Annotated in this window: 19 protein-coding genes and 1 tRNA gene; 12 read left to right on the top strand and 8 right to left on the bottom strand. The window is 74.4% G+C overall.

The genetic code is table 11. The features are described from left to right. Positions 1–166: 166 nt before the first annotated feature. The 7 genes from AC0I8G_RS23275 (at position 167) to AC0I8G_RS23305 (ending at position 8,048) form a co-directional block, all read left to right on the top strand. Positions 167–243: transfer RNA gene (locus AC0I8G_RS23275), tRNA-Met, on the top strand. Between the two features lie 83 nt (positions 244–326). Then, the gene (locus AC0I8G_RS23280) at positions 327–1,724 is read left to right on the top strand and encodes a 3' terminal RNA ribose 2'-O-methyltransferase Hen1 (RefSeq protein WP_471732077.1); all 1,398 of its coding nucleotides are present in this window, start codon (positions 327–329) and stop codon (positions 1,722–1,724) included. Continuing rightward, the gene (locus tag AC0I8G_RS23285) at positions 1,721–4,285 is read left to right on the top strand and encodes a polynucleotide kinase-phosphatase (RefSeq protein ID WP_471732078.1); all 2,565 of its coding nucleotides are present in this window, start codon (positions 1,721–1,723) and stop codon (positions 4,283–4,285) included. The genes AC0I8G_RS23280 and AC0I8G_RS23285 overlap by 4 nt, the downstream gene beginning before the upstream one ends. 117 nt (positions 4,286–4,402) lie before the next feature. Continuing rightward, complete coding sequence (locus tag AC0I8G_RS23290) at positions 4,403–5,026, top strand: hypothetical protein (RefSeq protein ID WP_380258680.1); 624 nt, start codon at positions 4,403–4,405, stop codon at positions 5,024–5,026. A 52-nt stretch (positions 5,027–5,078) separates the two neighbouring features. After that, positions 5,079–6,245: a sensor histidine kinase gene (locus tag AC0I8G_RS23295; RefSeq protein ID WP_471732079.1), complete on the top strand. Its 1,167-nt coding sequence runs from the start codon at positions 5,079–5,081 to the stop codon at positions 6,243–6,245. A 23-nt stretch (positions 6,246–6,268) separates the two neighbouring features. Continuing rightward, complete coding sequence (locus AC0I8G_RS23300) at positions 6,269–6,922, top strand: response regulator (protein ID WP_380258676.1); 654 nt, start codon at positions 6,269–6,271, stop codon at positions 6,920–6,922. Positions 6,923–7,085: 163 nt separating this feature from the next. Continuing rightward, positions 7,086–8,048, top strand: a complete 963-nt coding sequence (locus AC0I8G_RS23305; protein WP_471732080.1) for a hypothetical protein — start codon at positions 7,086–7,088, stop codon at positions 8,046–8,048. A gap of 65 nt (positions 8,049–8,113) precedes the next feature. Here AC0I8G_RS23305 and AC0I8G_RS23310 read toward each other — a convergent pair whose 3' ends face one another. After that, complete coding sequence (locus AC0I8G_RS23310; RefSeq protein ID WP_471732081.1) at positions 8,114–10,060, bottom strand: anthranilate synthase family protein; 1,947 nt, start codon at positions 10,058–10,060, stop codon at positions 8,114–8,116. 240 nt (positions 10,061–10,300) lie between these two features. On the opposite strand from AC0I8G_RS23310, the gene AC0I8G_RS23315 reads away from it, so the two are divergent. Further along, positions 10,301–11,725: a glucose-6-phosphate dehydrogenase gene (locus AC0I8G_RS23315; RefSeq protein ID WP_471732082.1), complete on the top strand. Its 1,425-nt coding sequence runs from the start codon at positions 10,301–10,303 to the stop codon at positions 11,723–11,725. A 14-nt stretch (positions 11,726–11,739) separates the two neighbouring features. After that, positions 11,740–12,201: a GNAT family N-acetyltransferase gene (locus tag AC0I8G_RS23320; RefSeq protein WP_471732083.1), complete on the top strand. Its 462-nt coding sequence runs from the start codon at positions 11,740–11,742 to the stop codon at positions 12,199–12,201. 30 nt (positions 12,202–12,231) lie between these two features. Here AC0I8G_RS23320 and AC0I8G_RS23325 read toward each other — a convergent pair whose 3' ends face one another. Then, positions 12,232–12,747 (bottom strand): GAF domain-containing protein, encoded by a 516-nt coding sequence (locus AC0I8G_RS23325; protein ID WP_380258666.1) that lies wholly within the window; start codon positions 12,745–12,747, stop codon positions 12,232–12,234. A gap of 308 nt (positions 12,748–13,055) precedes the next feature. Between AC0I8G_RS23325 and AC0I8G_RS23330 the strand changes: the two genes are divergently transcribed. Then, positions 13,056–13,367 (top strand): hypothetical protein, encoded by a 312-nt coding sequence (locus tag AC0I8G_RS23330; RefSeq protein ID WP_380258664.1) that lies wholly within the window; start codon positions 13,056–13,058, stop codon positions 13,365–13,367. Here the strand turns inward: AC0I8G_RS23330 and AC0I8G_RS23335 are convergent. Continuing rightward, positions 13,351–14,037 (bottom strand): SemiSWEET family transporter, encoded by a 687-nt coding sequence (locus AC0I8G_RS23335; protein WP_471732084.1) that lies wholly within the window; start codon positions 14,035–14,037, stop codon positions 13,351–13,353. The genes AC0I8G_RS23330 and AC0I8G_RS23335 overlap by 17 nt on opposite strands. Before the next feature lie 71 nt (positions 14,038–14,108). Then, complete coding sequence (locus AC0I8G_RS23340; RefSeq protein WP_471732085.1) at positions 14,109–15,188, bottom strand: mechanosensitive ion channel family protein; 1,080 nt, start codon at positions 15,186–15,188, stop codon at positions 14,109–14,111. Positions 15,189–15,362: 174 nt separating this feature from the next. On the opposite strand from AC0I8G_RS23340, the gene AC0I8G_RS23345 reads away from it, so the two are divergent. After that, on the top strand, positions 15,363–16,235 hold the full coding sequence (locus AC0I8G_RS23345; RefSeq protein WP_471732086.1) for a universal stress protein: 873 nt from the start codon (positions 15,363–15,365) through the stop codon (positions 16,233–16,235). A gap of 3 nt (positions 16,236–16,238) precedes the next feature. Here AC0I8G_RS23345 and AC0I8G_RS23350 read toward each other — a convergent pair whose 3' ends face one another. Together AC0I8G_RS23350 and hisN are read right to left on the bottom strand one after the other, a co-directional pair. Next, on the bottom strand, positions 16,239–17,024 hold the full coding sequence (locus AC0I8G_RS23350; protein WP_471732087.1) for a CPBP family intramembrane glutamic endopeptidase: 786 nt from the start codon (positions 17,022–17,024) through the stop codon (positions 16,239–16,241). Next, positions 17,021–17,851 carry a histidinol-phosphatase gene (hisN, locus tag AC0I8G_RS23355; RefSeq protein WP_471732088.1) on the bottom strand — a complete coding sequence of 277 codons (831 nt, stop codon included), beginning with the start codon at positions 17,849–17,851 and terminating at the stop codon, positions 17,021–17,023. Before hisN ends, AC0I8G_RS23350 begins: the two co-directional genes overlap by 4 nt. Before the next feature lie 158 nt (positions 17,852–18,009). Here hisN and AC0I8G_RS23360 point away from each other — a divergent pair, with 158 nt between their 5' ends. After that, positions 18,010–18,720 carry a vitamin K epoxide reductase family protein gene (locus AC0I8G_RS23360; protein WP_471732089.1) on the top strand — a complete coding sequence of 237 codons (711 nt, stop codon included), beginning with the start codon at positions 18,010–18,012 and terminating at the stop codon, positions 18,718–18,720. Between the two features lie 15 nt (positions 18,721–18,735). On the opposite strand, the gene AC0I8G_RS23365 is transcribed toward AC0I8G_RS23360, so the two are convergent. Together AC0I8G_RS23365 and rsgA are read right to left on the bottom strand one after the other, a co-directional pair. Further along, the gene (locus AC0I8G_RS23365; protein WP_471732090.1) at positions 18,736–24,267 is read right to left on the bottom strand and encodes a diguanylate cyclase; all 5,532 of its coding nucleotides are present in this window, start codon (positions 24,265–24,267) and stop codon (positions 18,736–18,738) included. 96 nt (positions 24,268–24,363) lie between these two features. Further along, a complete protein-coding gene (gene rsgA, locus AC0I8G_RS23370) occupies positions 24,364–25,416 on the bottom strand; it encodes a ribosome small subunit-dependent GTPase A (protein WP_380162445.1) in 1,053 nt (350 codons plus the stop codon). Positions 25,417–25,431 lie beyond the last annotated feature (15 nt).

Below are 25,431 nucleotides of genomic sequence, written 5' to 3' on the forward strand. Positions count from 1 at the left end.
TAGCTCGCTGGGCTCATAACCCAGAGGTCGCAGGTTCAAATCCTGTCCCCGCTACCAGTAGGACGAAGGCCCGGACCAGACGGTCCGGGCCTTCGTCGTTCGCGGTGCTGCTCTCCCGCAACGGATTTGGCCTCGCGGCCCTCGTGGCGTACGGTTGGCCTCACGACGCGGGGTGGAGCAGCTCGGTAGCTCGCTGGGCTCATAACCCAGAGGTCGCAGGTTCAAATCCTGTCCCCGCTACCAGTAGGACGAAGGCCCGGACCTGACGGTCCGGGCCTTCGTCTTTTCCCGTGCGCCGGAGCCGCCATCCGTGATCAGCTGGGTCGGTGATCCTGACCCTCACCGCGCAGCGACCGGCGCCCGACGTGCCCGCGGGCGACCTCGGGTTCCTGCTGCACAAGCACCCCGACCGCGTCCTCACCGCTGAGCAGGGCGCGGTGACCACGCACGTGTTCTACCCGGAGAACACCCCGGAGCAGACCACGCTCGCGGTGCTGCTGGAGGTCGACCCGGTCGGGCTGGTCCGCTCCGCCCGGGGGGACGCGCAGAGCGTGCTGGGGCAGTACGTCAACGACCGCCCCTACGCGGCGTCGAGCATGCTCGCCGTCGCCCTCGGCCGGACCTTCTCCACCGCCCTCGCGGCGCGCTGCACCTCGCGTCCGGAGCTCGTGGACGTGTGCTGGCCGCTGCGGGTCCGCCTCCCCGCCGTCCCCGCCCGTCACGGCGGCGCCGACCTGGTGCGCCGGCTCTTCGAGCCGCTGGGCTGGAGCGTCACCACCCGCGACCTGCCGCTGGACGAGACGGTGCCGACGTGGGGAGCCTCCCGCTACGTCGACCTCGAACTCGCCGGCCGCGCGCGGATCGCCGACGTCCTGGCGCAGCTCTACGTCCTGCTGCCCGTCCTGGACGACGCCAAGCACTACTGGGTGGGGGAGGAGGAGATCGACAAGCTCGTGCGCCGCGGCGGCGACTGGCTCGCGGCCCACCCTGAACGGGACCTCATCACCGCCCGCTACCTCGCCCACCGCCGCCACCTCGTGGTGGACGCCCTCGACCGGCTCGTCGACGTCGACGGCACCGCGGGCCCCGTCGAGGAACCCGAGGACGCCGAGGTGCGGGTCCCGCTGAAGGAGCACCGCCGCGCCGCGATCCTCGCCGTCCTGCGCGAGTCCGGCGCCGCCCGGGTCGCCGACCTCGGCTGCGGGCAGGGGCAGCTCGTGGCCGCCCTGGCCGCCGACGCGCAGTACACCTCGATCCTCGGGACGGACGTGTCCGTGCGGGCCCTGCAGCAGGCTGCGCGCCGCCTCCACCTGGACCGGATGCCGGACCCCGACCGCGTGCGGCTGTTCCAGTCCGCCCTCACCTACCGCGACGAACGGCTGAACGGCCTCGACGCGGCCGTCCTCTCCGAGGTCGTCGAGCACGTCGACCCGCCGCGACTGCCTGCCCTGGAACGGGTCGTCTTCGGTGAGGCCGCCCCCACGACGGTGATCGTCACGACCCCCAACGCGGAGTACAACGTGAACTACCCCGACCTGTTCGAGAACGGGTTCCGCCACGCCGACCACCGCTTCGAGTGGACCCGCGCCGAGTTCGCGCAGTGGGCCGGCGGCGTCTGCGCCCGGTTCGGCTACTCCGTCCGCACGCTCGGGGTCGGTGACGAGGACCCCGCCGTGGGGACCCCGACGCAGCTGGCCGTGTTCAGCAAGGGGGTCGCCGCGTGAGCCGCGAACTGACCGTCCCCGCGATGAGCCTCGTCGTCCTGATCGGGACCACCGGGTCGGGGAAGTCCACCTTCGCCCGCCGCCACTTCAAGGCCACCGAGATCGTCTCCAGCGACTGGGCCCGCGGCGTCGTCGCCGACGACGAGAACGACCAGTCCGCCACGAAGGACGCTTTCGAGGTCCTCGACTTCATCGTCGGCAAGCGCCTCGCCGCGGGCCGCCTCACCGTGGTCGACGCGACGAACGTCCAGCAGTCCGCGCGGAAGTCGCTGGTGGCGCTGGCCCGCGCGCACGACGTGCTGCCCGTCGCGATCGTCCTCGACCTGCCCGAGGCGGTCAGCGCGGAACGCAACCGCCACCGCGCCGACCGCGACTTCGGTCCGCACGTCCTGCGCCGCCAGCAGGCCGACCTCAAGCGCAGCCTCAAGGGGTTGCCGCGGGAGGGGTTCCGCACCGTGCACGTGCTGCGCGACCCCGCCGAGGTCGACGAGGTCACCATCACCCGCACCCGCCTGTACACCGACCGCCGCGACGAGACCGGTCCCTTCGACGTCGTCGGCGACGTCCACGGCTGTCGCGAGGAACTCCTCGACCTGCTCGGACGGCTGGGTTACGGCCTGGTCCACGACGAGGAGGGACGGGCGGTCGACGCGCTGCCCCCGGCGGGGCGGCGAGCGGTGTTCGTCGGCGACCTCGTCGACCGCGGGCCCGACACCCCCGGCGTCCTGCGCCTGGTGATGGGGATGGTCGCCCACGGCCACGCGCTCTGCGTCCCCGGCAACCACGAGCACAAGCTGCTGCGCGCCCTGCGGGGTCGTGACGTGCAGGTCACCCACGGGCTGGCGGAGTCCCTGGAGCAGCTCGCCGCGGAGACCGAGGGGTTCCGCGCGGGCGTGGTGGAGTTCCTGGACTCCCTGGTCTCGCACTACGTCCTCGACGAGGGCCGGCTGGCCGTCGCGCACGCCGGGGTCCTCGAGAGGTACCAGGGGCGGGCCTCGGGTCGCGTCCGCGACTTCTGCCTCTACGGCCAGACCACGGGGGAGACCGACGAGTTCGGGCTGCCCGTCCGCTACCCGTGGGCGAACGACTACCGCGGTCGCGCGACCGTCGTCTACGGCCACACCCCGGTCCCGGAACCGGAGTGGGTCAACGGGACGATCTGCGTCGACACCGGCTGCGTCTTCGGCGGTCACCTCACGGCGTTGCGCTGGCCGGAGAAGGAACTCGTCTCCGTCGCGGCGCGGGCGGTGCACCACGCACCGGCCCGCCCGTTCCCGGTGGCCGGGACGCTGTCGCCGGAGAGCGCGGTCCTGCGCGACCCCGACGTCCTCGACATCGGCGACGTCCAGGGCCGCCGCGTCGTGGAGACCGCCGACCACGGTCGCATCAGCGTCCGGGAGGAGAACGCCGCCGCCGCGCTCGAGGTCGTGTCCCGCTTCGCGCTCGACCCGCGCTGGCTGATCCACCTGCCGCCCACGATGTCGCCCGTCGCGACGTCGAAGCGGGAGGGGTTCCTCGAGCACCCCGACGAGGCGTTCAGCGCGTTCGCCGCCGACGGAGTCGACACCGTGGTGTGCGAGGAGAAGCACATGGGATCGCGGGCGCTGGTCCTGCTCTGCCGGGACGAACAGGCTGCGCAGCAGCGCTTCGGGGCACCCGGTCGAGCGCTGGGGGCGATCTGGACCCGCACCGGGCGCAGCTTCTTCGACCCCGCGCTGACCGCGGCGCTCGTCGAGGAGTTGCGGACCGCCGCCGCGGCGGCCGGGTTGTTCGAGGAGTTCGACACCGGCTGGCTGTTGCTCGACGCCGAACTGCTGCCCTGGAGCGCGAAGGCGGGTCCGCTGCTGCGCGAGCAGTACGCCTCCGTCGGGGCGGCCGGTCGCTCGGCGCTGCCCGTCGCCGTGGGCGTCCTGGAGCAGGCCGCCGGGCGCGGGCTCGACCTCGGGGACCTGCTGTCGCGCACCGCGTCCCGCGCCACCAACGTCGCCGCCTTCACCGACGCCTACCGGCGCTACTGCTGGCCGACGGACGGGCTGGACGGGGTGCGGCTGGCCCCGTTCGCGCTGCTCGGCGCGGCCGGGCACACCTTCGCCGACCGCCCGCACGACTGGCACCTGGGGATCGCCGACCGCCTCGTCGCCGTGGCCCCGGACCGGATCGCAGCGACCCGGCGGATCGTGGTGGACACCGCCGACGCGGAGTCGATCGCCGCCGGGGTGGCCTGGTGGAGCGAACTCACCGACGCCGGGGGCGAGGGGATGGTGGTGAAACCCCTCGCCAACCGGGTGCGCACCCGGCGGGGGCTCGTCCAGCCCGGCCTCAAGGTCCGGGGCCGGGAGTACCTGCGCATCGTCTACGGCCCCGACTACACCGAACCCGCGAACCTCGAGCGGATCCGGCAGCGGAGCCTGGGGCGGAAGCGGTCGCTGGCCCTGCGCGAGTACGCCCTCGGCCTGGAGGGGCTGGAACGGGCCGCCCGGGCCGAGCCGCTGTGGCGCGTGCACGAGTGCACCTTCGCCGTCCTGGCGCTGGAGTCCGAACCCGTGGACCCCCGCCTCTGAGGACCACCCCCTACCGGGGTCGCACGTGCGGGCGGCTCCGGTGGGGGACGACGCCCGAGGGCCCGAGCCGGTTGACTGGCGTCGTCGCTGCGGGAGTCGAGAGGTCGGGTGGTTCGGGTGGACGTGCTGGTGGGGACGCCGTACGCGGTGCTGGCGCCCGCGATGGTGCTGGAGGGGCCGGTGGCGACGTTCGCCGGCGGCACCCTGGTCGGGGCCGGTCACGCGGCGCTGCTCCTGGTGTGGTTGCTGGCCTTCGGGATCGACCTGCTCCTCGACAGCGGGCTCTACCTGCTCGGGCGGGCCGGTCGCCGGGCCGGGGGCCACCCGTGGGTCGCGCGCCTCAGCGCGAAGCTCGGCTTCACCCCGGACCGTCAGGACCTGCTGTGCCGCAAGGCCTCCGACCACCTCGGGACGGTCGTCGCCGGGGCGAAGCTCGTCGACGTGGGTGCCGTGCCGGCCTTCCTCGCCGCCGGCTACGCCGCCGTCGGCTACCGCCGGTTCCTCGGCTGGACCGCACTGCTGACCGCCGTGCGGGTCAGCGTCCTCGTCGGGCTCGGCATGCTGACGGGGGAGCACCTCGCGGCCCGCGTAGAGGGGGTCCTCGACCGGCCCTGGCTCGCGGTGCTCGCCGGGCTGGCCGTCGCCGGTCTCCTGCTGGGGGTCAAGACCGTCGTCGGGGCCGCGCTGGCGACGATCCGATCGGGGGGTGGGCTCCTTGCTGCGTCGTTCCAGCCGGCGTGACCAGCCGGTCCGGGCGCCCCGGCCCCGTCTCCGCAGGCCCCGGGTCCCGGGTGTGCTGCGACCGCTGCGCTCCGGCCGGGTGGCCGTGGTGCTCCTGGCGGTGGCGCTGTACGCCGTCGGGGCTCCGGTGGACGCCGCGGTGCACGGGGTCCCGGCCGGGTGGGCGCTGGCCGCCGTCCTGATGCAGTGCGGCGGTCTCGTGCTCGTGCTCTTCCGGGCCGACCTCGGAGTCATCGCGGCGCTCACCGGAGTGCTGCTCGTCGCGGTGGGGGCCGACCCCCAGGCCGGGCCGTGGCCCTGGACGGTCCCGTCGCTGCTGACGTTCGCCGCGCTGCTGCTGGTCCTGGGGGTGCGGCGGTTGTGGCGGGTCGGGGTGACCGCGTGGGTGGGCAGCCTCGCGCTCACCGTCGCCGTGGCCGGGCTCTTCAGCGGGTTCTCCGAGGACTCCGGCGCGAACCTCGTCGTCTACGGCTCGAACTCCCTGCTGGCGCTGGGCATCGGCAGCGCCGTCGGCGCGCGTCGACGGGTGCGCGAGGAACTGGCCCGCTCGCGCCGCGACACCGAGCTGGAGCAGTCCCGGCGGGTCGTCGTCGAGGAGCGCAACCGCATCGCCCGCGAACTGCACGACGTCGTCGCGCACAGCATGTCCGTCATCGGCGTCCAGGCCACCACCGCGCAGTACCGCATCCCGGACCTCTCCCTGGCGGCCCGGGCCGAGTTCGACGACATCGCCGCCCAGTCGCGCACCGCGCTGGCCGAGATGCGGACGCTGCTCGGGGTGCTGCGCAGCCGCTCCGACGGGGGCGAACTCGCCCCGCGGTCCGGGCTGGACGGGCTCGCGGAACTCGTCGAGGGCGCCCGCCGGGCGGGATCGGACGTCCGGATGCGCGTCGACCCGTCGCTGCGGGACCCGTCGCTGCCGTCGGCCCTGGGGATCGCCGTGCACCGGATCGTGCAGGAGGGGCTCTCCAACGTCGTGCGGCACGCGACGGGGGCCGGTGTCGAGGTCAGCGTGCTGCGCACGGATCCCGGGGTCGTCGTCGAGGTCCGCAACGGCGTCGCTCCCGACGGTTTCCCGCCCGCCCCCGATTCCGGCGGGCACGGGCTGGTCGGCGTGCGGGAACGGGCGTCGCTGCTGGGCGGCTCGGTGAGCGCGGAGCCCACCCCCGACGGTGGGTTCCTCCTGCGGGTGTCGCTGCCGTGGGAACCTGGGGTGTGAGCTCCTCGGGAACGGTACGAGCCGTGGTCGTCGACGACCAGGCGATGATCCGGGCGGGGTTCTCCGCCCTGCTGGACGCCCAGCCCGGGATCGAGGTCGTCGGGCAGGCCGCCGACGGTGAACAGGCCGTGGAGGTCGTGACCTCGGTGCACCCCGACGTGGTGCTGATGGACGTCCGGATGCCCGTCCTCGACGGGCTCGGCGCGACCCGCGCGATCCTCGCCGCGGGGCTCGACCCGGCGCCGAAGGTGCTGGTGCTGACGACCTTCGACATCGACGACTACGTGTTCTCGGCCCTGCAGGCCGGCGCCAGCGGGTTCCTGCTCAAGGACGCCACGCCCGAGGTCCTCGTCGACGCCGTGCGGGCGGTCGCGGTGGGCGACTCGCTGCTCTCGCCCGGGATCACGAAACGCCTCATCGAGCACTTCGTCGCCACCCGCACCCGCGGCGTGAACGTCCCCGCGGCCGTCGCCGACCTCACCCCGCGCGAACGCGAGGTGCTCGTCTGCATCGCCCGCGGGTTGTCGAACCAGGAGATCGCCGCCGAACTGTTCATCGCCGAGCAGACGACCAAGACCCACGTCAGCCGCATCCTCACCAAGCTCGGGCTGCGTGACCGCGTCCAGGCCGTCGTGCTCGGGTACGAGATCGGACTCGTCAGCCCCGGCCACCCCTGACCAACTCCTGGGAGACTTTCCACCCTTCCAGGGACGGTGAAGGGTGGAAAGTCTCCCCGAAGTTGCCGAGGCAGGGGTCATCCCGGTGTGCACAGGCTGGGTGCGGACGGCGCTCTGTGGACGAAGCGGTGAGCGTCCCGTCGACCCCTCGCACCATCGGCGGATGCCTCGTCGCCCCCAGGTGCCCAGTGCCCTCGCCCGCCACCCGTTCACGGTGGCTCAGGCCCTCGACGCGGGCCTGTCCCGACGCCAGCTCGAGTCCGCGGCGTGGCGTCGGCTGCACACCGGGGTGTACGTGCACCGCGACGTCGCCGTCGACGACGCGGTGCGGGTGCACGCCCTGCAGTTGGCGGCCCCGGGCGGGGTGGTCTTCGCCGGTCTGACCGCGGCCTGGATCCACGGGACGTGGACCCCGCCGCCGGGAGTCGACGTTCCGCTCGTCACCACCCGGGGGCCGGCCGGGGCCGGGATCGAGCGGGCGGTGCACCGGTCCCGTCGGCAGGTCCTGCGCGCGGAGGACGACGACACGGTGGTCGTCGGTGGAGTTCTGGTCACCAGCTGGTTCCGGACGGTGTTCGACCTCCTCCGCGACGTCCCGCTGGTCGAGCGGGTGTCCGTCCTCGACACCTTCGCCGCCGCCGGGCTCGACCTGGCGCAGTTCGCCGAGTACCTGGAGAGGCACCGCCGATGGCCCGGCGTGGACTTCGCCCGGACCGCGTTGTCCCTGTGCCACGGCGCGTCCCGCTCGGTGGGGGAGAGTCGGTTGCGGATGTGTGTCGTCCTGGCCGGCCTCCCCGAGCCCTGGGTGAACCCGTCCCTCCTCCTCACCACCCCGGACGGGTCGCTCCTGCGGTTCCCCGACCTCCTGGTCCGGGGGCGACGTCGGGTGTTCGCCCTCGAGTTCGACGGCGGGTACCACGACGACCTCCGCCAGCGCGATGCCGACGCCACCCGCGAGAGGCTGCTCGTGGTGCAGGCCGACCTTCCCGTGCTGCGGTACCGCTGGGCGAACCTGTGGCCGGCGCAGCGGGTCATGCTCGAGATCGCCCGCGCCATCGAGTGGCAGCCGATGAACGACCTGCGACCGGCCGACTTCGCCCGTCCCCGGCACCGGCTCCCGTGGTGAGCACTCCTGGGGAGTTCCCCACCCTTCCGCCTCGTGGGAAGGGTGGAAAACTTCCCAGAAGTTGGTCAGGGGGAGGTGAGCAGGGGTTCGACCAGGGAACGCAGGACGTCCGGGCCGCCCAGGGTCAGGACGGACTCGGGGTGGAACTGGATCCCGGCGAAACCCTCCCCGCGCACGGCGACGACCTCGTCGGCAGGACCGGTCGCGACGTGGATGCCCTCACCCGCGAGGCGCGCGATGGACGCCTCGTCGACCCGTGCGGTGAAGCTGTTGTAGAACCCGACGGTCGCCGCCGTGCCGAACAGGTCGACGTCGAGCTGGGTGCCCTGGTGGGGAGCGTCCTTGCGGCGCAACGGCAGACCCAGCGTCCCGGACAGCAGCTGGTGGCCCAGGCACACCCCGAGCAGGGGGTTCCCGCCCGACCGGGCGGCGGCCGACAACCGCGCGGCGAGTTCCTGCAACCGCGCGATCCGCGGGTCGCCGGAGTCCTCCGGGTCACCCGGGCCGGGACCGAGCAGCACCAGCCCGTCGTGGGCGGCGAGCTCCGCGTCCAGCGTCGGGTCGTCGTAGCGCAGCACCCGGGCCTGCAACCCGGCCGAGGCCAGCAGGTGCACGAGCATCGACGTGAACGTGTCCTCGGCGTCGATCACCAGGGCCCGGCCCAGGGGTGAACCCGTCGGCTGCTTCTGCGGTTCGAGCCAGAACGACGCGAGCCGGTCGCGGCGCGAGGCCAGCAACGTCGCGACCCGCGGGTCGGCGATGAGCGGGACCCGGCGGACGGGCGCCCCGTCGGCACCGGTGCGGGGCGGCAACGGGGGCAGCGCCCCGAGCGCGCGCAGCACCCCGGCGGACTTCGCGTGCGTCTCCGCGACCTCGCCCTCGGGGGTGGAACCCCGCACCAGGGTGGCGCCGACCGAGACCCGGACGGTGGCGGTGGAACCCTGCGCGCGGACGTCGGCCGTGCGGATGAGGATGGGGGAGTCGAGGGTCTGGGTGCCCTCGTCGTCGGTGCCCAGCAGCGCCAGCGCGCCGGCGTAGTACCCGCGTCCCGAGGGTTCGAACCGGCGGATGACCCGGCACGCGCTCTGCAACGGGCTGCCCGTCACGGTGGCGGCGAACATGGTCTGGCGCAGCACCTCCCGGGCGTCGAGGGTGGTCTGACCGCGCAGTTCGAACTCGGTGTGGGCCAGGTTCGCCATCTCGCGCAGGTACGGACCGTGCACGACCCCGCCGAGGTCACCGACCGAGCACATCATCTTGAGTTCCTCGTCGACCACCATGAAGAGTTCCTCGACCTCCTTGGGGTCGGTGAGGAACTCCACGAGACCGTCGGCGTCGGGGCCGGTCGCGGGGTAGCGGTAGGTGCCGGAGATCGGGTTCATCACGACCTCGCCGCGGGCCATCCGGACGTGGACCTCGGGACTCGCCCCGACCAGCGTCCGCGACCGCCCCTCGGCCCCGGGGACGTGGACCACGAACGTCCAGTAGGCCCCCTGCTCGGCGACGAGGAGGCGGCGGAAGAGGCTCAGCGCGGTCGTCGCGCTGAACCCGTCGATGACGCCGTCGACGTCGCGGCGGATGACGAAGTTCGCGCCCGAGCCCTGCGCGATCTCCTCGTCGATGATGCGGCGCACGACGGCGGCGTAGTCCTCGTCGGAGAGGTCGGGCGCGACGTCGCGCAGCGCGACCTCGGCGTCGGGCAGCGCCCGCAGCGCGTCCTCGAGCGCGAGGTCCTCGGTGGAGTCGATGCGCAGGACCTGCAAGGGGGTGCCGTCGTCGTGGACGTCGAACCCGCGTTCGCGGATCTGGCGGAACGGCACGAGGGCCAGGGCGTCGCGGGAGGTGCGCTCGCGCAACGGGATGTCGGCCAGGTGCTCGACGACCTCGACGGGTCCGCACAGGACCTCGACGGGTCCGGGCCGGCCGCTGCGCGGGTCGAGGCGGCGCAGCAGCGCGAAGGGACCGGCACCGGGCGCCAGCAGTTCCGCGATCAGTTCGTCAGCGGGTGTCATCAGGGGTTCTCTCCTCGAGGGGCTGGGGGAGCCGACCGTCGAGGGGACCGTCACGGGAAGGCCTCCTCGACGAGGCGGCCACCGGGACGGGCAAGCGTCAGGCGACCGCCGACACCCACCACCACGCACCGCTGCACAGCGCGCGGGCGCTGTCGGCGGAGGCTCCCCGGAGGGACGCAGTGGTGGTCACGGGACCACCTTAGCCCCCGGTGCGCGACCCGGGACAAGTACCGTTCGCACGTGACCACCGCACCGCAGACAGCGCAGTCCAGCACCGACCGGCCCACGATCTTCGTCATGTACGGGGCGTCGGGCGACCTCTCCCGCCGGCTCGTGTCCCCGGCGTTCTTCGAGCTGGCCCGCCTCGGCCGGCTCCCGCAGCAGTGGCGACTCATCGGCAGCGGACGCCGTGACATGTCCCACGACGAGTTCCGCGAGTTCATCCGCGAAGCCCTCGAGGAGTTCGGGCCGCAGCCCGCCGACGGCCCCTGGGACGACTTCGCCCAGCACCTGCTCTTCGCCGGTGGCGGGTTCAGCGAGGAGGACCCGGGCGCGCTGCTCGACGTGCTCGCCCAGGCCCGCGAGGACCTGGACGGCGACGCGCAGGTCGTGCACTACCTCGCCGTCCCGCCGGACGCGTTCCTGCCCACCACCAGGGCCTTCGCGGCGCACGGCCTCGTCGAGGGTGCCCGCGTCGTCTACGAGAAGCCCTACGGCACCTCGCTGGAGACCTTCGAGGAGCTCGACACCGAGGTGCAGCGCGTCTTCGACGAGTCGCAGGTGTTCCGGATCGACCACTTCCTCGCCTTCGAGGCCCAGCAGGACGTCATCCACGCGCGGTTCGCGAACCCGTGGCTGTCCTCGATCTGGAGCAACGAGTTCGTCGCGCAGGTCCAGGTCGACATCGCCGAGACCCTCGACGTCGCGCAGCGCGCGAGCTTCTACGACGCGACCGGCGCGTTCCTCGACATGATCGTCACCCACCTGTTCCAGATGGCCGCGACCGTCGCGATGGAACCCCCGGCCGACCTCGGCCCGGGGGCGTTGCAGGCCTCGCGCGACGCTGCGCTGCAGGACTTCCGCGAACTCGACCCGGCCGAGGTCGTCCTCGGGCAGTTCGAGGGCTACACCGCGATCGACGGCGTCCCGGACGACTCGCAGACCGACACCCTGGCCGCCTGCCGGGTGTGGATCGACAACGACCGCTGGCGCGGGGTGCCGTTCCTGCTGCGGTCGGGCAAGAAGATGACCGCCGACGAGCAGCGCGTCACCCTCGTGCTGAAGGCCCCGGCCGACGGCCCCTACGCGGGGTCCGACGTCCAGCCCGCCACGGTCAGCTTCTCGCTGCTCGACGGCGGCGCGATCGACGTCTCGATGACGGTGCGCACTCCCGGCGTGGCCGGCGGCACCGTCGACGGCACCGCGACGCTGCCGCTGCCGGGTCTCGACGGTCAGCAGCCCGCGCTGCCCTACGTCCACCTCATCGAGCACGTGCTCACCGGTGACCGGTCGCTGTTCACCGGGGTCGAGGGGCTGCGGGCCGCGTGGACCGTCATCGACCGGTTCTCCGCGAACCGTCCGGCGGTCGAGTCCTACGCGCCGGGCACCTGGGGCCCGGCGTCGGTCGAGGCACTGGCGGAGCCGGGACAGTGGATCCTGCGGTAGTCCTGCGGCGCGCGGTGGACGGTGACGCGGGGGAACTGCTCACCGTCCAGCGCGCGGCCTTCGTCAGCGAGGCCCAGCGCTACGGAGATCCCTCCATGCCCCCGTTGCGCGAGGACCTCGACGCGGTCCGCGCGGCGATCGGGGAGCAGGTCGTGCTCGTCGCCCTGCGCGGCACCCGCCTCGTCGGGGCCGTCCGCGGACGGGTCGAGGGGAGCACCGCCCACGTGGGGCGTCTCGCCGTCGCCCCCGACCAGCAGCGGCAGGGGTTGGGGTCCGCCCTGCTCGGTGCCCTCGAAGAGGCGCTGCCGCAGGGGATCACCGAGCTGCGGTTGTTCACCGGCGGGGATTCCGCGGCGACCATCGCCCGCTACGAACGGGCCGGCTACGTCCGGGCCGGCGAGTCCGTCGACGACCACGGCACCACCCTGGTCCACCTGGTGAAGGAGGTCGGGGACCCGGATCGGACGATCGGTTAGCCCGTCACCGGGCGAGGGGCACCGCCGGTCTCACAGCGTCGTGAGGCCGTCGCGGTGCTCTTCGAAGATGGCGACGATCTCCGCGGCCGCGCGTTCCAGCTCCGCGATCTCCCCGGGGCCGAACTCGTGCGGTTCGACGCCCAGGACGCAGTGCGCCCCGACGACGCTCCCGTCGCGGGTGCGCAGGGGCACGCCGGCGTAGGACCGCACCCCGGCGTCGGTCACCACGGGGTTGTCGTGCTGGAGCGGATCGAGGGCGGCGTCGGGAACGACGTGGGGAGCGCCCTCGACGACCGTCGTGGTGCAGAACGACCACTCCGCGGGCAGACCGCCGACCTCCGCGACCCAGCTGACCAGTCCGTGGCTGCCCGCGAAGACGACCGAGGAGTCCAGCACCAGGCTGACCAGGCTGAGGGGGAACCCCAGGCCGGCCGCGGTGCGGGAGGCCACCTGGTCCAGTCGGTGCTTCAGGTCGGGGTGGATCCCGTCCCAGGTCGCGACCGCCTCCAGCCGCGAGCGGTCGGTCAGCACGCCGGCCTCGTCCATTGCAGCTCCTCGTCCTCGACGTCATCGACGTCATCGACACCACCGCCGTCACCGCGGCGGGTGCCCGCTGCTCGTGGACGGGCCCGGTCTTCCCATCGGCTTCCCGTGGGGGGACCTGCAGCCCCGTCCGCCCCACCACCCGTCCGCGCCACCCGGACGGCCCCGTCGGGGTCGACCGGTCACCGGGAGGCGCCCGGCCGCCGCCGTGATCACGGGAGTGGCTCGCGACAGCACCCCTGGGCCACCACCCGTCCGCTTCACCCCCCTGGAGGCTCCGCGACGTGGTCTCCCGTGCCGATGTCTCCAGCATGAGATCGGGACAGGCGGAGCTGACCGCGCCGGCGCGCCGCTCCTCGCGTCAGGTGGAACCCCCGACGACGGTGGAGTGGCTGCGACGCCTGGCCGACGTCTCGGGTCCCGAGCAGGCCCTGCAGGTGTGGAGCGAGGCCGCGCTGGCCACGGGCCGCCTGGGCATGGAGCTGGGTCCCGACGACCTCGAGTGCGTCGGGCAGTGGCTGGTGCAGCACTGCGCCGACCAGCCGATGCGGATGGCCGTGCGCAGCTGCCTGGTCCGCCTGCACGTGCACCGGGCGATGAACCGGGTCACGCCGCCAGCGTGAGGGTGGCCCGGCGGGCGAGGACCAGTGGGCGGACGAGGAGGCGGCCCGGGACGCCGAAGCGGCCCTCGTGCAGGGCGCGGGCGACCGCGAGGGGCGGGCAGCGGCGCGAGAGGACCACCCCGGCCAGGACCGCGGAGACGACGGAGCAGACCACCACGGAGGGCTGTCCCGTCCCGAGGCCGTAGACCGCCCACAGCGTGGCCGACAGCTGGGTCAGGACGAACGACGCGGGCGCGAGGCCGTGCAGCGGTTCGCGGCGCAGGACGGTGCGGACCTGGGGCAGCATCTTCACCAGCGAGACCGCGGTGGCGACCACGCCGACGAGGGCCGGACCCCCGAGGAGGAACGCCACCGCGACGAGCGGGACCCAGGCCGCCACGCACACCAGGGCCGGGGTCAGGGCCACGCCGAGACGACGGGCGGCGAGGACGACGGTCACGACCGCGCAGGCGAGGCCGGGGACGTTCGCGACGAGCTGGGCCGGGTCGAGCAGCAGGAACCCGTAGGTCAGCCAGCTGCCGGAACTCAGCACGCCGAGGACCGCGGAGGAGAAGGACAGGCCGCTGGCGTCGGGGCTGCGCAGCAGGCGGAGCACCTGCGGGACCCCCGTGAGGATGCCGATGGCGGCGGCGGCGAGACCGAGGGAAGGGATCAACAGGGCGAAGGGCACGTGCCTGTGTGTCGACGCGCCCCCCGGCACCCCTTGAGCGGGTCGCCCGTCCGGCCCCGTTGAGAGCTGCGTCACACCATCCGTGAGGTGCGGTGATCGTCCTGCTGCGGGATGTGGACCGCCCGCGGGGTGTCCATCCGGACCTTGGGCAGGCCGCCCGGGTGCTCGCGGCGCAGGAGGGCGACGAGTTCCTCGCGCACCGCGCAGCGCAGGTCGAAGAGTTCCCCGCCCGAGTCCGCGCTGACCAGCACCCGGAAGGAGACGAACGAGTTCCGCGCGTCGGTCACCTGCAGCGCGCAGGTCTGGCCGTTCCAGAGCGGGTGGGCCTTCACGAAGGCCTCCGCGTGGGCACGGACCTCGTCGAAGGGGACGGTCCAGTCGACGTCGAAGTCGACGCTGCCGATGATGTCGGAGGAGTTCCGCGTCCAGTTCGCGAACGGCGTCGTCGTGAAGTACGTGGAGGGCAGGATGAGGCGCCGCTGGTCCCACAGCTTCACCACGACGTAGGTGAGGGTGATGTCCTCGATGTTGCCCCACTCCTCCTCGACGACGACGACGTCGTCGACGCGGATCCCGTCGGTGAAGGCGATCTGCAACCCGGCGAAGATGTTCGCCAGCGAGGTCTGCGCGGCCAGGCCGGCGACCACCGAGAGCAACCCGGCCGAGGCCAGCACGCTCGCGCCCGCGCCGCGCGCACCGGGGATCGTCAGCAGCATCGAGGCCACGGCGACGACGATGATGAGGGCCACCGCGACGCGCTTGACCAGCTGCACCTGGGTGCGGCGCTGGCGCTGGCGGCGGTTGTCCTTGACGTCGATCCGGTAGCGCAGCAGCAGGACGTCCTGGACGACGTTCGCGGCGACCACGGCCAGCCAGGCCCCGAAGGCGACGGTCAGCAGGGTCAGGACGAAGAACGTCGGCTGCTGCCAGTCGGCGGTCTGGGAGTAGATCTTCAGCGCCCACTGCGCGGCCAGGGTGGCCATGAACCCCGCGAGGGGTCGCCGTCCCCGCTGGGCGAGGGTGGCGAGGATCTCGTGGTTGCGGCCGAGGCGGCGGACACCGAGGGCGACGAGCTCGCCGACGACGGCGGCCACGACGGCGGCCACGACGGCGACGGCCAGGGTCAGCCAGACGGAGGTGCTGATGTTCACGTGGTGCGGCTCCTCAGGGATCGAGTACGGACGTCGATGTCCTGCGGACCCACCACGGTAGGTGAGCCGGACACGTCGGAGCGGCCGAAAGCGTGTCCGTGCTGTGAAGTTCGCCGATCGCTACCCTGGTCGCGTGCAGCACCGTCCCGCCCCGGCCGACCCGCGCAGCCACGGGTGACCGTCCTCGTCGCCTACCTGCCCGAGAAGGGCGGCCGCGCCACCCTGAACCTCGGTGCGCAACTGGCGCGCTCGCTCGGCGTCCCGCTGGCCGTCGCGACGGTCCTGCCCAGGCCCTGGGACACCCCCTCGACGGCGAAGGCCGACGCGGAGTTCGTCGAGTGGTCCGGATCCCTCGCGGCGCAGGCGGAGAGGTCGGCCCGGACCTACCTCGACCAGATCGCCCCCGGGGCCACCGTGCAGTTCCACGTCCGCGCGGGACGGTCCGTCTCCGCGAGCCTCATCGACCTCGCGGCCGACATCGGCGCGGCCGTCCTGGTGCTCGGTTCCTCGCCCGACGGTCACCTCGGGCAGGTCACGGTGGGGTCCACCGCGGGCCGGCTGCTGCACTCCTCACCGCTCTCGGTGGCCCTCGCCCCGCGCGGCTACCGCGGCGGGTCCGTCGCGCTGCAGCGGGTCACCTGCGCCGCGGCGGGGGAGGACGAACTCGTCGTGGCCCGCGCCCAGCAGTTCGCCGAACGGGTCGGGACGGGGCTGCGGGTGCTGACCCTCGCGGTGCGCAGCCGGACGGGGTGGAGCTCGGGGTTCGGCGTCGACGGCGACGACGAGGTCTTCGACGCCTGGCTCGAACAGGCCCACCGCAGCGTCGAGGCGCTGCGCCGCAAGGGAGCCCTGCCGCCCGACGTCACCGCCGTCGTCGGGGCCGGTCGGGGGTGGCGGGAGGCCGTGGACGCCGTCGACTGGGAACCCGGGGAACTCCTCGTGGTGGGTTCGCGACCCAAGGGCCCGGTGGCCCGGGTGTTCCTGGGCTCGAGGGCCACGAAGATCCTGCGGCACTCCCCGGTGCCGGTCCTCGTCCTGCCCGGGTGACGCTCAGCCGGGCAACCAGCTGACCTTCCCGACCAGCGCCGCGTACCCGACGAACGCGACGACGTCGATGGCGGTGTGCGCGACGACGAGCGGCATCGTCCGGCCCCACTTCTGGTAGACCCAGCCGAAGACCAGCCCCATCGCCACGTTGCCGACGAACCCGCCCACCCCCTGGTAGAGGTGGTAGGAACCCCGCAGCAGCGCGCTCACCAGCAGCGCGGGGAGCCAGCGGAAACCCAGCTGCGACAGCCGGTGCAGCAGGTACCCGGCGACGAGGACCTCCTCGAGGACGCCGTTCTCCGCGGCGGCCAGCACCGAGATCGGGATCGCCCACCAGGTGTCGGGCAGCGTCGACGCCGCGACGTTGGTGTTGAGGCCCGCGCCCCGGGCCCCCAGGTACAGCACCAGCCCGCAGCCGCCGATGACAGCGGCCAGACCCAGACCCGCGAGGACGTTGCGCCCGAAGCGGGCACCGTCGAAACCCAGGGTCCGCAGCGACTCCCCGCCCCGGGCCATCAGGTAGCCCACCAGGAACACCGGGGCGAGTCCCGCCGCGATCGCGACGAGCTGCAGGGCCAGGTCCAGCCACGGCCGGTCGGGGGCGTAGCTGCCGAGCACCGTGGAGGTCTGGGCGTTGATCGCCTCGGGAGCGGTGAGGATGCCGACGAAGCGGACCAGGGCGCGGACCCCGCTCATGCCGAGCGAGACCCCGAAGACGGCGACGACCTCCCACACCAGCAGGCGCCGGGCGCGGGGGTCCTGCAGGGCGGGGTCCACGGCGGGGTTCACGGCTGGGCGGGGGTCCCCAGGAACCGCAGCGCGTCCTCGTGCAGCAGCCCGTTGGTGACGACGGCGTCACCGCCGAAGGGGCCGTCCACGCCGGCGCGGGAGGTGAACTGGCCCCCGGCCTCGGTGACGATCGGGACGAGGGCGGCCATGTCGTGCAGCGCCAGCTCCGGTTCGGCGGCGATGTCGACCGCGCCCTCGGCCAGCAGCATGTAGGACCAGAAGTCACCGAACCCGCGGGTCCGCCACACCGACCGGGTCAGGCCCAGGAACCCGTCGAGGGCACCGCGGCTCTCCCACCCCTCGAGCGAGGAGTACGCGAAGGAGGCGTCCGAGAGGTTCGACACCGAACTCACGTGCATCCGCGTCGCCGCGGAGAGGCTGCGCCCGGTCCAGGCCCCCGACCCGGTCGCCGCCCACCAGCGCCGCCCCAGCGCGGGTGCGGAGACCAGCCCGACGACGGGGACGCCGTCGTCGACGAGGGCGATGAGCGTCGCCCACACCGGCACCCCGCGGACGAAGTTCTTCGTCCCGTCGATGGGGTCCACGACCCACTGCCGGGCCCCGTGCCCGACCAGCCCGAACTCCTCGCCGAGCACCGCGTCCCGCGGCCGGGTCCGGCGCAGCTGGGAACGGATGAGCTCCTCCGCGCCGCGGTCCGCGTCGCTCACCGGCGTCAGGTCCGGCTTCGTCTCGACCTTCAGGTCCAGCGCCTTGAAGCGGTCGGTGGTCACCCCGTCGACCTGGTCGGCGATGACGTGCGCGAGCCGCAGGTCGTCGTCGTAGCGCGGACGCTGGTGCGCGGCGGGGGACTGCGTGGGGGCGGACACGCCCGCGAACCTACCGCCCGGGGCCCGTGGGACCGTGGACGTGGGAGGTTCGACCCGGTGACCACGGCGGGGCCGCGACGTTCAGGTGACGTCCAGCGCTGTCGAGGATGCTGGAGGAGAGTGGGCACTGCCCCGGAACGCGCGAGGTGAGGACGCAGATGGCCGACACGACGCACCAGGTCGACGACGAGACCTTCGACGGGTTCGACGACGACGACGTTGACCACGACGACCACGCTGATCACGTCGACGACGCCCCCGAGGGCCACCTGTCGGCGTTGCCGGTCTCCCCGCGCGCCCGCGGTCTGCTGCTGACCGTCGGCGGGGTCCTCGGCTTCGTCGCGGCCTTCACGCTGACGATCGAGCGGTTCAAGCTCGCCGAGGACCCGAGCTACGCCCCCAGCTGCAACATCAGCCCGATCCTGTCCTGCGGCAGCGTCATGGCCACCGACCAGGCGGCGGCCTTCGGCTTCCCCAACCCGCTCATCGGGATCGCCGCCTTCGCCCTCTCGCTCCTGATCGGCCTGCTCGTGCTCTCGCGCACGGCGCTGCCGCGGTGGGTGGAACGCGGCTACCTCGTCGGGATCACCCTCGGCACGGTCTTCGTCGGCTGGCTGATCGCCCAGAGCCTCTACTCCATCCACGCCCTCTGCCCCTACTGCATGGTCGTGTGGAGCGTGGTCGTGCCGACCTTCTGGGTCCACGTCGCCGACGGCCTCGACCGCGGTCTCGTGCCCGTCCCGCGGGCCCTGCACGGCCTGGCCCGCACGGTCGTCGACTTCCGCGGACTGCTCATCGTGCTGAGCTACGCCGCCGTGATCGTGATGATCGCGGTCAAGTTCTGGTCCTACTGGTCCAGCCTGGTCTGACCCCCGCACCAGGGATCAGAGGGCTTCGACGACGGCGTCGCGGCCGGCCGCCTTGGCGCGGTAGAGGGCGCTGTCGGCGCGGGCCAGGACGTCGGAGAGCTGCTCGCCCTCGCGCAGCAGCGCCACCCCCACGCTGACCGTGACCTGCAGCTGCTCGCCCCGCACCAGCACGGGGCTGCGGCGCACCGCCAGGCGCAGCCGCTCGGCGACCTCGCGGGCCTCCAGCGGGCCGGACCCCTCCCCGGGGGCGGGACTGGTGACGACGAGGGCGAACTCCTCCCCGCCGTAGCGACCGAGGACGTCGCTCTCCCGGGCCTCGTGCTGCAGCCGCCGCGCGACGGCCGTGAGGACCTCGTCGCCCGCGGCGTGGCCGTAGGTGTCGTTGACGGACTTGAAGTGGTCGACGTCGACCATCAGGACCGCCACGGCCCGGCCCGGGGTGGCCCGCCGCACGCGCTGCTCACCCAGGCGCAGCAGGTGACCACGCGTGGCCAGACCCGTGAGGGAGTCGGTGCGGGCCAGGTGCTCGACCTGGGCGAAGAGCCGCGCGTTCTCCAGGCCGATGGCCGCGGGGGCGGCGAGCGCCTCCGCGACGTGCAGCCGGGCGGAGGGCCCCTCGGGACCCCCGACGAGCACCAGCGCCTCGGCCACCAGGCCGGTCCGGTCCTTCAGGGGGACGACCAGCCACCGCTCCTCCCCGGTCCCGCCGTCGCCCCCGAGGTCCAGCAGACCCCGCAGCCGGGCGGGCAGCAGGTCGCTGCCGTGGGCGGCGAGCGGTCGTTCCAGCAGTGGCGCGGACTCGCGGTCGCCCTGCCAGTCCCGGCTCCACGGGACCTCCCGCACGGCCGCACCGCCCGCGGCCGTCACCAGCGCGGGCGGGTCGACGTCGACGGTGGAGCGGACCGCGACGGGCACCAGGGCCGCCCGGCCCGCCCGCAGCTCCGTCAGCGCCGAGCGCAGCAGCCGGCGGCGCACGGTGGGCAGGTCGAGGCTGCCCGAGACCTCCTCGGTGAGGCGGCGCACGGCCTCGGCGAGGTCGCGTTCGCGCTGCGCGCCGTGCACCTCGATCTCCAGGCGGGCCGCCCGGGCCGTCTCCAGCGAGGCCGCGACCTGTCCCGCGATGAGCTGCAGCAGTTCGACGTCCCCCCGGCCGAAGGCACCCTGGGCGACGGTGCTGACCGCCGCCAGCACCCCCGTCCGGCGACCGCGGACGAGCAACGGGACGGCCACGACGCTGCGGGCGACGTCCTCGGGGGTGTGCGCGCTGCGCTGTTCCTGCGCGTCCAGCACCCCGCGGACCACGGGTCGTCCGGTCCGGGCGGCCCGGACCGCGGCCGGGTCCAGGGGAGTGCCCAGCGCCAGGTCGGTGCCGGAACGGGTGCGCCCGGCGAAGACGACGAGCTCGTCCTCGCCGTCGAGGACGGCGAGGACCGCGCGGTCGGCGCCGAGCACCCCGCAGGCCTGGTCCAGGGCGAGCCGCACGACGTCCTGCGGGTCCAGGACCTGGGCCGCGTCGCCGACGTCGCGCATCGCGCTGAGCAGCCGCCGGCGACGACCGGCGGCCGGCCCCCAGGCTCCTCTCCCCGCGGGCTGGGTCGCGTTCAGGTCGGCGCGCCCGCGCTGCACGAGGGTCGCCCAGCCGTGCCGGTCGGCCAGGGCCGTGGCCAGCCAGCGCAGCCGCTCGGCGTCGTCGAAGGCGCCGCTCGCCTCGAGGTCCTGCGCCCGCAGCAGCATCAGGTGGTGTTGCACGAGCGGGGCGTCCAACCGGGCGGCGCGACGTTCCGCCCTGCGCCGCAACACCTTCGCGCGGTGGGTGCGGCCCAGGCGGTGCGACGCGGCGGCGCGGACGACGTCGAACTGGGCCTCCTGCACCGCCCCGCCGGCGCGGTGGGCGAGGTGACCCAGCGCTTCCCGCAGTTCCTGCTCCCGCTCGCGCACCCGGACGGTGTCCCCGGCGTCGCTCGCCGCGGCGAGCTGCGCCAGCCGCCCGCGGACCACGAGGTCGGCGGTCCAGCGGGCCTCCACCGAACGCCGCAGCGGAGAGCGGTGCAGGAGCGCGGTGGAACGCCGGGCGACCTCGTCGAAGCGTTCGGACAGGTCGAGCTGCTGCACCAGCCACGTCACCGTCGCGAGGTGCACCGCGAGCTGGTGCTCGGGGGACGACGTCTCCGACAGCCCGCCCCGCACCGTCGTCAACAGCTCCCCGGCCTCCCCCGGCCGACCGCAGGCCCCCAGCAGCGCGACCCGGAGCAGGTCGAGGGCGACGGGGGCCGGGGCCCCCTCCGGCACCCGGCGCAGGGCCCGGTCGTGCCAGCTGCGGGCGGCTTCGAGGTGCCCCGCGGCGAGGCGCTCGAGGACGACGGCCCGGGTCCCGGCCACGTACTCGGGCAGGTCGAGCCACTGCCCGTCGTCCTCGAGGACCCGGGCGACCTCGCGCCAGGTCCCACCGGAACGCAGCCGGTCCAGTCCCTCGGCCAGGCGGATCCCGGCCTGCACCGAGGGCTCGGTCTCGCCGCGGCGGGGGGAGGGGGGAGTCAGGGGACGTCCGACGAGGGAGGAGGTCCCGGGGAGGCGGACCGGCAGCAACGTCGCCCGCCCCGTCAGGAGCCGGCGCAGCGCCGCGGCCAGGGTGCGTCGCCCGTCCCGGGCGAGGTCGGCGCGCCGGCCCCGCAGGGCGTGCGCGATCGAGGCCAGCGCGGTGGGCAGGGCGGGCAGCGGGTACCCGCGGTCCAGGTCGGTGGCCGCGGCCTCGCGCAGCAGCACGGCGTGGGCGGCCTCGGCGGTGTTCTCCTCGACCTCGCGGGGGGAGTCCAGGCGGTGCCGGCTGGCCCGTCGACGGCGCGGGTCGAGCAGGGTCACCACGAACGCGGTCACGGTGACGACGGTGAAGACCCACCAGGCCGCCCGGGTGCCGGGCCGGGAGGAACCGAGCTGGGCCAGACCCTCCCGGACCGCGTCCAGGGCGCGGGCGGGTCCTTCGGGCGCCCGTTCGTGGCGGTGCAGGGTGGCGATCTCCCCGAGGCCGACGGCCTTCCCGAGGGGGTCGGTCGTGGTGCGCAGGAGGTGGTCGAGGTGGTCGTGGGCCCAGGCGTGGCGACCGGTGCGGGCCAGGCAGCTCGCGAGCAGTCGGCGCAGCCGGGGGTCGAGCGGGAGACCCGCCACGTCGGCGGTCGCGACGGCCTGCTGCAGCAACCCGACGGCGGCCTCCGGCGCGTAGTGGCGGGCGGCGCTGACCCCGGCCACCGCGCACGCCGCGACGACGTCGGCCGGGGCGACGGCGTCCCCGGCGCGCAGGTGCTGGTGGGCGCACGCGAAGACGGCCTCGCGGTCGGTGCACTCCATCCCGGCCCGGGTGTCGACGCGCAGGACGCGGGCCAGGCGCGCGTGCAGCCCACGACGCTCGACCTCGTCGAGCCCGTCCAGGACGGCGTCGACCACCTGCTGGTGCAGGAACTCGTGGCGACCGTGCGGCCGCGGGCGCAGCAGCCGGACCGCGACGCCGGCGGCGAGGCCGGCGCGGACCGCCTCGGCCGGGAGCTGGGGCGAGGCGGCCCGCAGCACGAGGTGGTCGTCGACGGAACGCCCGCACGCGGCCGCCAGCCGCAGCACGTTGCGGTGCCCGGCGGGGAGTTCCTCGACGCGGCGCAGCAGGGCCGCCAGCAGCCCGGGAGCCACCGGAACCGCCTCCAGCGCAGCGTGTTCCAGTCGCCAGTGGCCCCAGTCGGGCAACAGGCCGCCGTCGTCGAGGAGGGCGGTGAGGAGCGCGAGCAGGGCACCGGGGTTCCCCGCCGCCCGGGAGACGAGCGCCGTGGCGACGGAGTCGGTGAGCACCGCCCCGGGCAGCCGACGGCGTACGACGGCGCGGGCGGCGGCGTCGGAGAGGGCCGGGACGTCGATCACGAGGGTCCGGGAGGAGTCCAGCGCCGGGTCCAGCCCACCGGACTCCCGGGGCCGGTCGACGAGGACCAGCAGCAGCGGGAGGTCGGCGCACTCCCCGGCCACCCAGCGCAGCACGGCCAGCGTCGAGGCGTCGGCGTGCTCGGTGTCGTCCAGGACGACCAGCAGCGGCCCCGTCCGGGCGGCGTGCTGGAGGAGTTCCTCGGCCAGCGCCTGCGGCCGTTGCTCCTCACCGTCACCGGGGACCGCCCCGTCCCGCGGCGGCGTCGAGAGGCCACCCGCGGTCATGGCCCGGCGCAAGGCGCTCAACGGGGAGGCGGGCGAGGTCGTGGAGTCCAGCACCACCGCCGCCGCGCCCTGTCCGCCCGCCCGCCGGTGCAGGTGCTCGACGAGGGAACTGCGACCCGAACCCGCCGCGCCGCGGACGACGACGACCCCGCCGGAGCCGGCGCGCGCGTTGTCCCAGGCCGCGTCGAGCACCGCGGTCTGCTGACCGCGCTCCAGCAACGGCCCGTCGGCGGGGCTCACCCAACTGCGTCGACCGAGGGCGACGTCGGGGGCGGTGCCGGCCGCGATCCGACTGAGCTCGTCGGCGACGGCGGCGGCGCTCGCGGGCCGGTCCTCCGGGTCCAGGGCGAGCAGCCGGCGCAACAGCACCCCGAGGGCGCGCGGGACGTCGGGGCCGAGGACCGCGGGGTCGAGCGGGCGCAGCCGGCCCAGCCGGCGACGGACCTGCGTCGGGTCGCTGCCCTCCACCGGGGTGCGACCGGTGAGGCACTCCAGAAGCAGTGCGCCCACGGAGTAGAGGTCGGAGCGGTGGTCGACGGGGCTGCGGACGACACCGGCCTGCTCGGGGGAGCGGTAGTGCAGTGCGCCGACCTCGGTCTCGGAGGCCGCGTCGGCGCCCCCGCGGTCCTCCTCACGACGGCGTTCGGGACCGTCGGCCCGTTCGCCGTGGGGGTGCACCCCGGGACGGGCGGGCGCGGGGTTCTCGAGGTGCGCCACGCCCAGGTCGACGAGGACCGCGCGCCCGGCCCGGGTGACGAGGACGTTCGCGGGTTTCACGTCCCGGTGCACGAGTCCGCTGCGGTGCAGGGCGTGCAGCGCGTCGCAGACGTCGACGGCCAGACGCAGCGACGTGGTCAGCGACAGCGGCGCGGTGCTCACGGGGACGGCGTCACCGCCGCGTCCGGGGCGTGCGGGACGGCCGGGGGTGGGCGGGGCGTGCAGCAGGTCGGCCAGCGACGTCCCGTCGTGGGCGTCCATGACCAGGGCGAGGCGACCCTCGACCTGCTCGACGGCGTGCACGCGGGTGAGCCCGGGGTGGTGCACGCTGGCCAGCAGGGCGGCCTCGCGGCGCAGCGTCCGGTCGGCCTCGACCTGGTCGAGCGGCGGCAGGGTGACGTGCCGCTGACGCTTGATCGCGTACTCGCGCCCGCCGGGTTCGCGGACGTCGGCCCGCGCCGCCAGGTGGACCACCGAGCCCGCGCCGCGTCCCAGTTCCCGCAGGACGGTCCAGGTCCGGAGGGGGTCCGGGGGGATGGGGGGGCCGGGAGCCGGTGCCGGGCCGGGGACGTGGGGTGCGGGGACGTGGGGGGCGGGTCCGGTGGCCTCGAGACCCGCGGGCCGGATCGAGCTGGTGTCTCCCATGAGCAGCCGTCACCTCATCTCCGACCGGGAACGACCGTCACACTAGGGCATCACGTGTGAACTGGCAGTGGTCACCGTCCCGGTCGACCGCACCCGTCACCCGTCGTCGGCCTCGCGGGGCTGGTCGGCTCCGATCGCGTCCTCACGGGCCGGTCGGCGGGCCACGAGCAACCTCCGGAACGAGGCCAGCCGCGCCGGCCCGGCCGCCCCAGCTCGGCCCGACGCCACCCACGCGTCGAGGGCGCACCCCGGCTCGTCGTGGGAGCAGCCGCGGGGACAGTCCTCCTCGCCGGGCAGCAGGTCCGGGAACGCGCGCAGCACCGCCTCCGGGTCCACGTGGGCCAGGCCGAACCCGCGGATGCCCGGGGTGTCGATGACCCACCCCCCGGCGGGCAGCGTGAGCGCCGCCATCGACGTCGAGGTGTGCCGGCCGCGACCGGTGACCACGTTGACGTGCCCCGTCGCGCGGTCGGCGTCGGGGACCAGCGCGTTGACCAGCGTCGACTTGCCGACCCCGGAGTGGCCGACGAGGACGCTGATCCGCCCGTCGAGGCGCTCGCGGACCGCGTCGAGACCGAGCAGACCGTCCGGCCCGCGGGAGGTGACCACGGCGTCGAGACCGAGCGGGGCCCACGTCTCCAGGACCTCCTGGGCCGGGCGGAGGTCCCCCTTGGTCAGGCACAGCAGCGGCTGCATCCCCGAGACGTAGGCCGCCACGAGGCAGCGGTCCACCAGGCGCGAGCGCGGCTCGGGGTTCGCCACGGCCGTCACGACGACCAGCTGGTCGGCGTTGGCGACGACGACCCGCTCGATGGGGTCGGTGTCGTCGGCGGAACGGCGCAGGGCGGTGCGCCGCTCGTCGATGCGCACGATCCGGGCGAGGGTGTCGGAGGTCCCGGAGACGTCGCCGACGAGGCCGACGCGGTCGCCGACGACGACCCCCTGACGGCCGAGTTCGCGGGCCCGCATCGCCGTGACGAGACGTTCCTGCCCGGTCCCCTCACCGACGAGGACGTGCGAGCGGCCGCGGTCGACCACGACGACGAACCCGTCGACGGCGTCGGCGTGCGCCGGACGGTCCTTGGTGCGGGGCCGGGTGCCCTTCCGGTTGGGCCGGACCCGGACGTCGTCCTCGTCGTAGCGCGACAGCGGACCCCGCTGGCG

This window comes from Kineococcus sp. AC630 (assembly GCF_979255925.1).

Excerpts from the sequence above, each read along its gene's own strand:
- AC0I8G_RS23305 (WP_471732080.1), top strand. The coding sequence starts at position 7,086 with ATGCCTCGTCGCCCCCAGGTGCCCAGTGCCCTCGCCCGCCACCCGTTC.
- AC0I8G_RS23310 (WP_471732081.1), bottom strand. The coding sequence starts at position 10,060 with ATGACACCCGCTGACGAACTGATCGCGGAACTGCTGGCGCCCGGTGCC.
- AC0I8G_RS23325 (WP_380258666.1), bottom strand. The coding sequence starts at position 12,747 with ATGGACGAGGCCGGCGTGCTGACCGACCGCTCGCGGCTGGAGGCGGTC.
- AC0I8G_RS23330 (WP_380258664.1), top strand. The coding sequence starts at position 13,056 with ATGAGATCGGGACAGGCGGAGCTGACCGCGCCGGCGCGCCGCTCCTCG.
- AC0I8G_RS23360 (WP_471732089.1), top strand. The coding sequence starts at position 18,010 with ATGGCCGACACGACGCACCAGGTCGACGACGAGACCTTCGACGGGTTC.
- AC0I8G_RS23365 (WP_471732090.1), bottom strand. The coding sequence starts at position 24,267 with ATGGGAGACACCAGCTCGATCCGGCCCGCGGGTCTCGAGGCCACCGGA.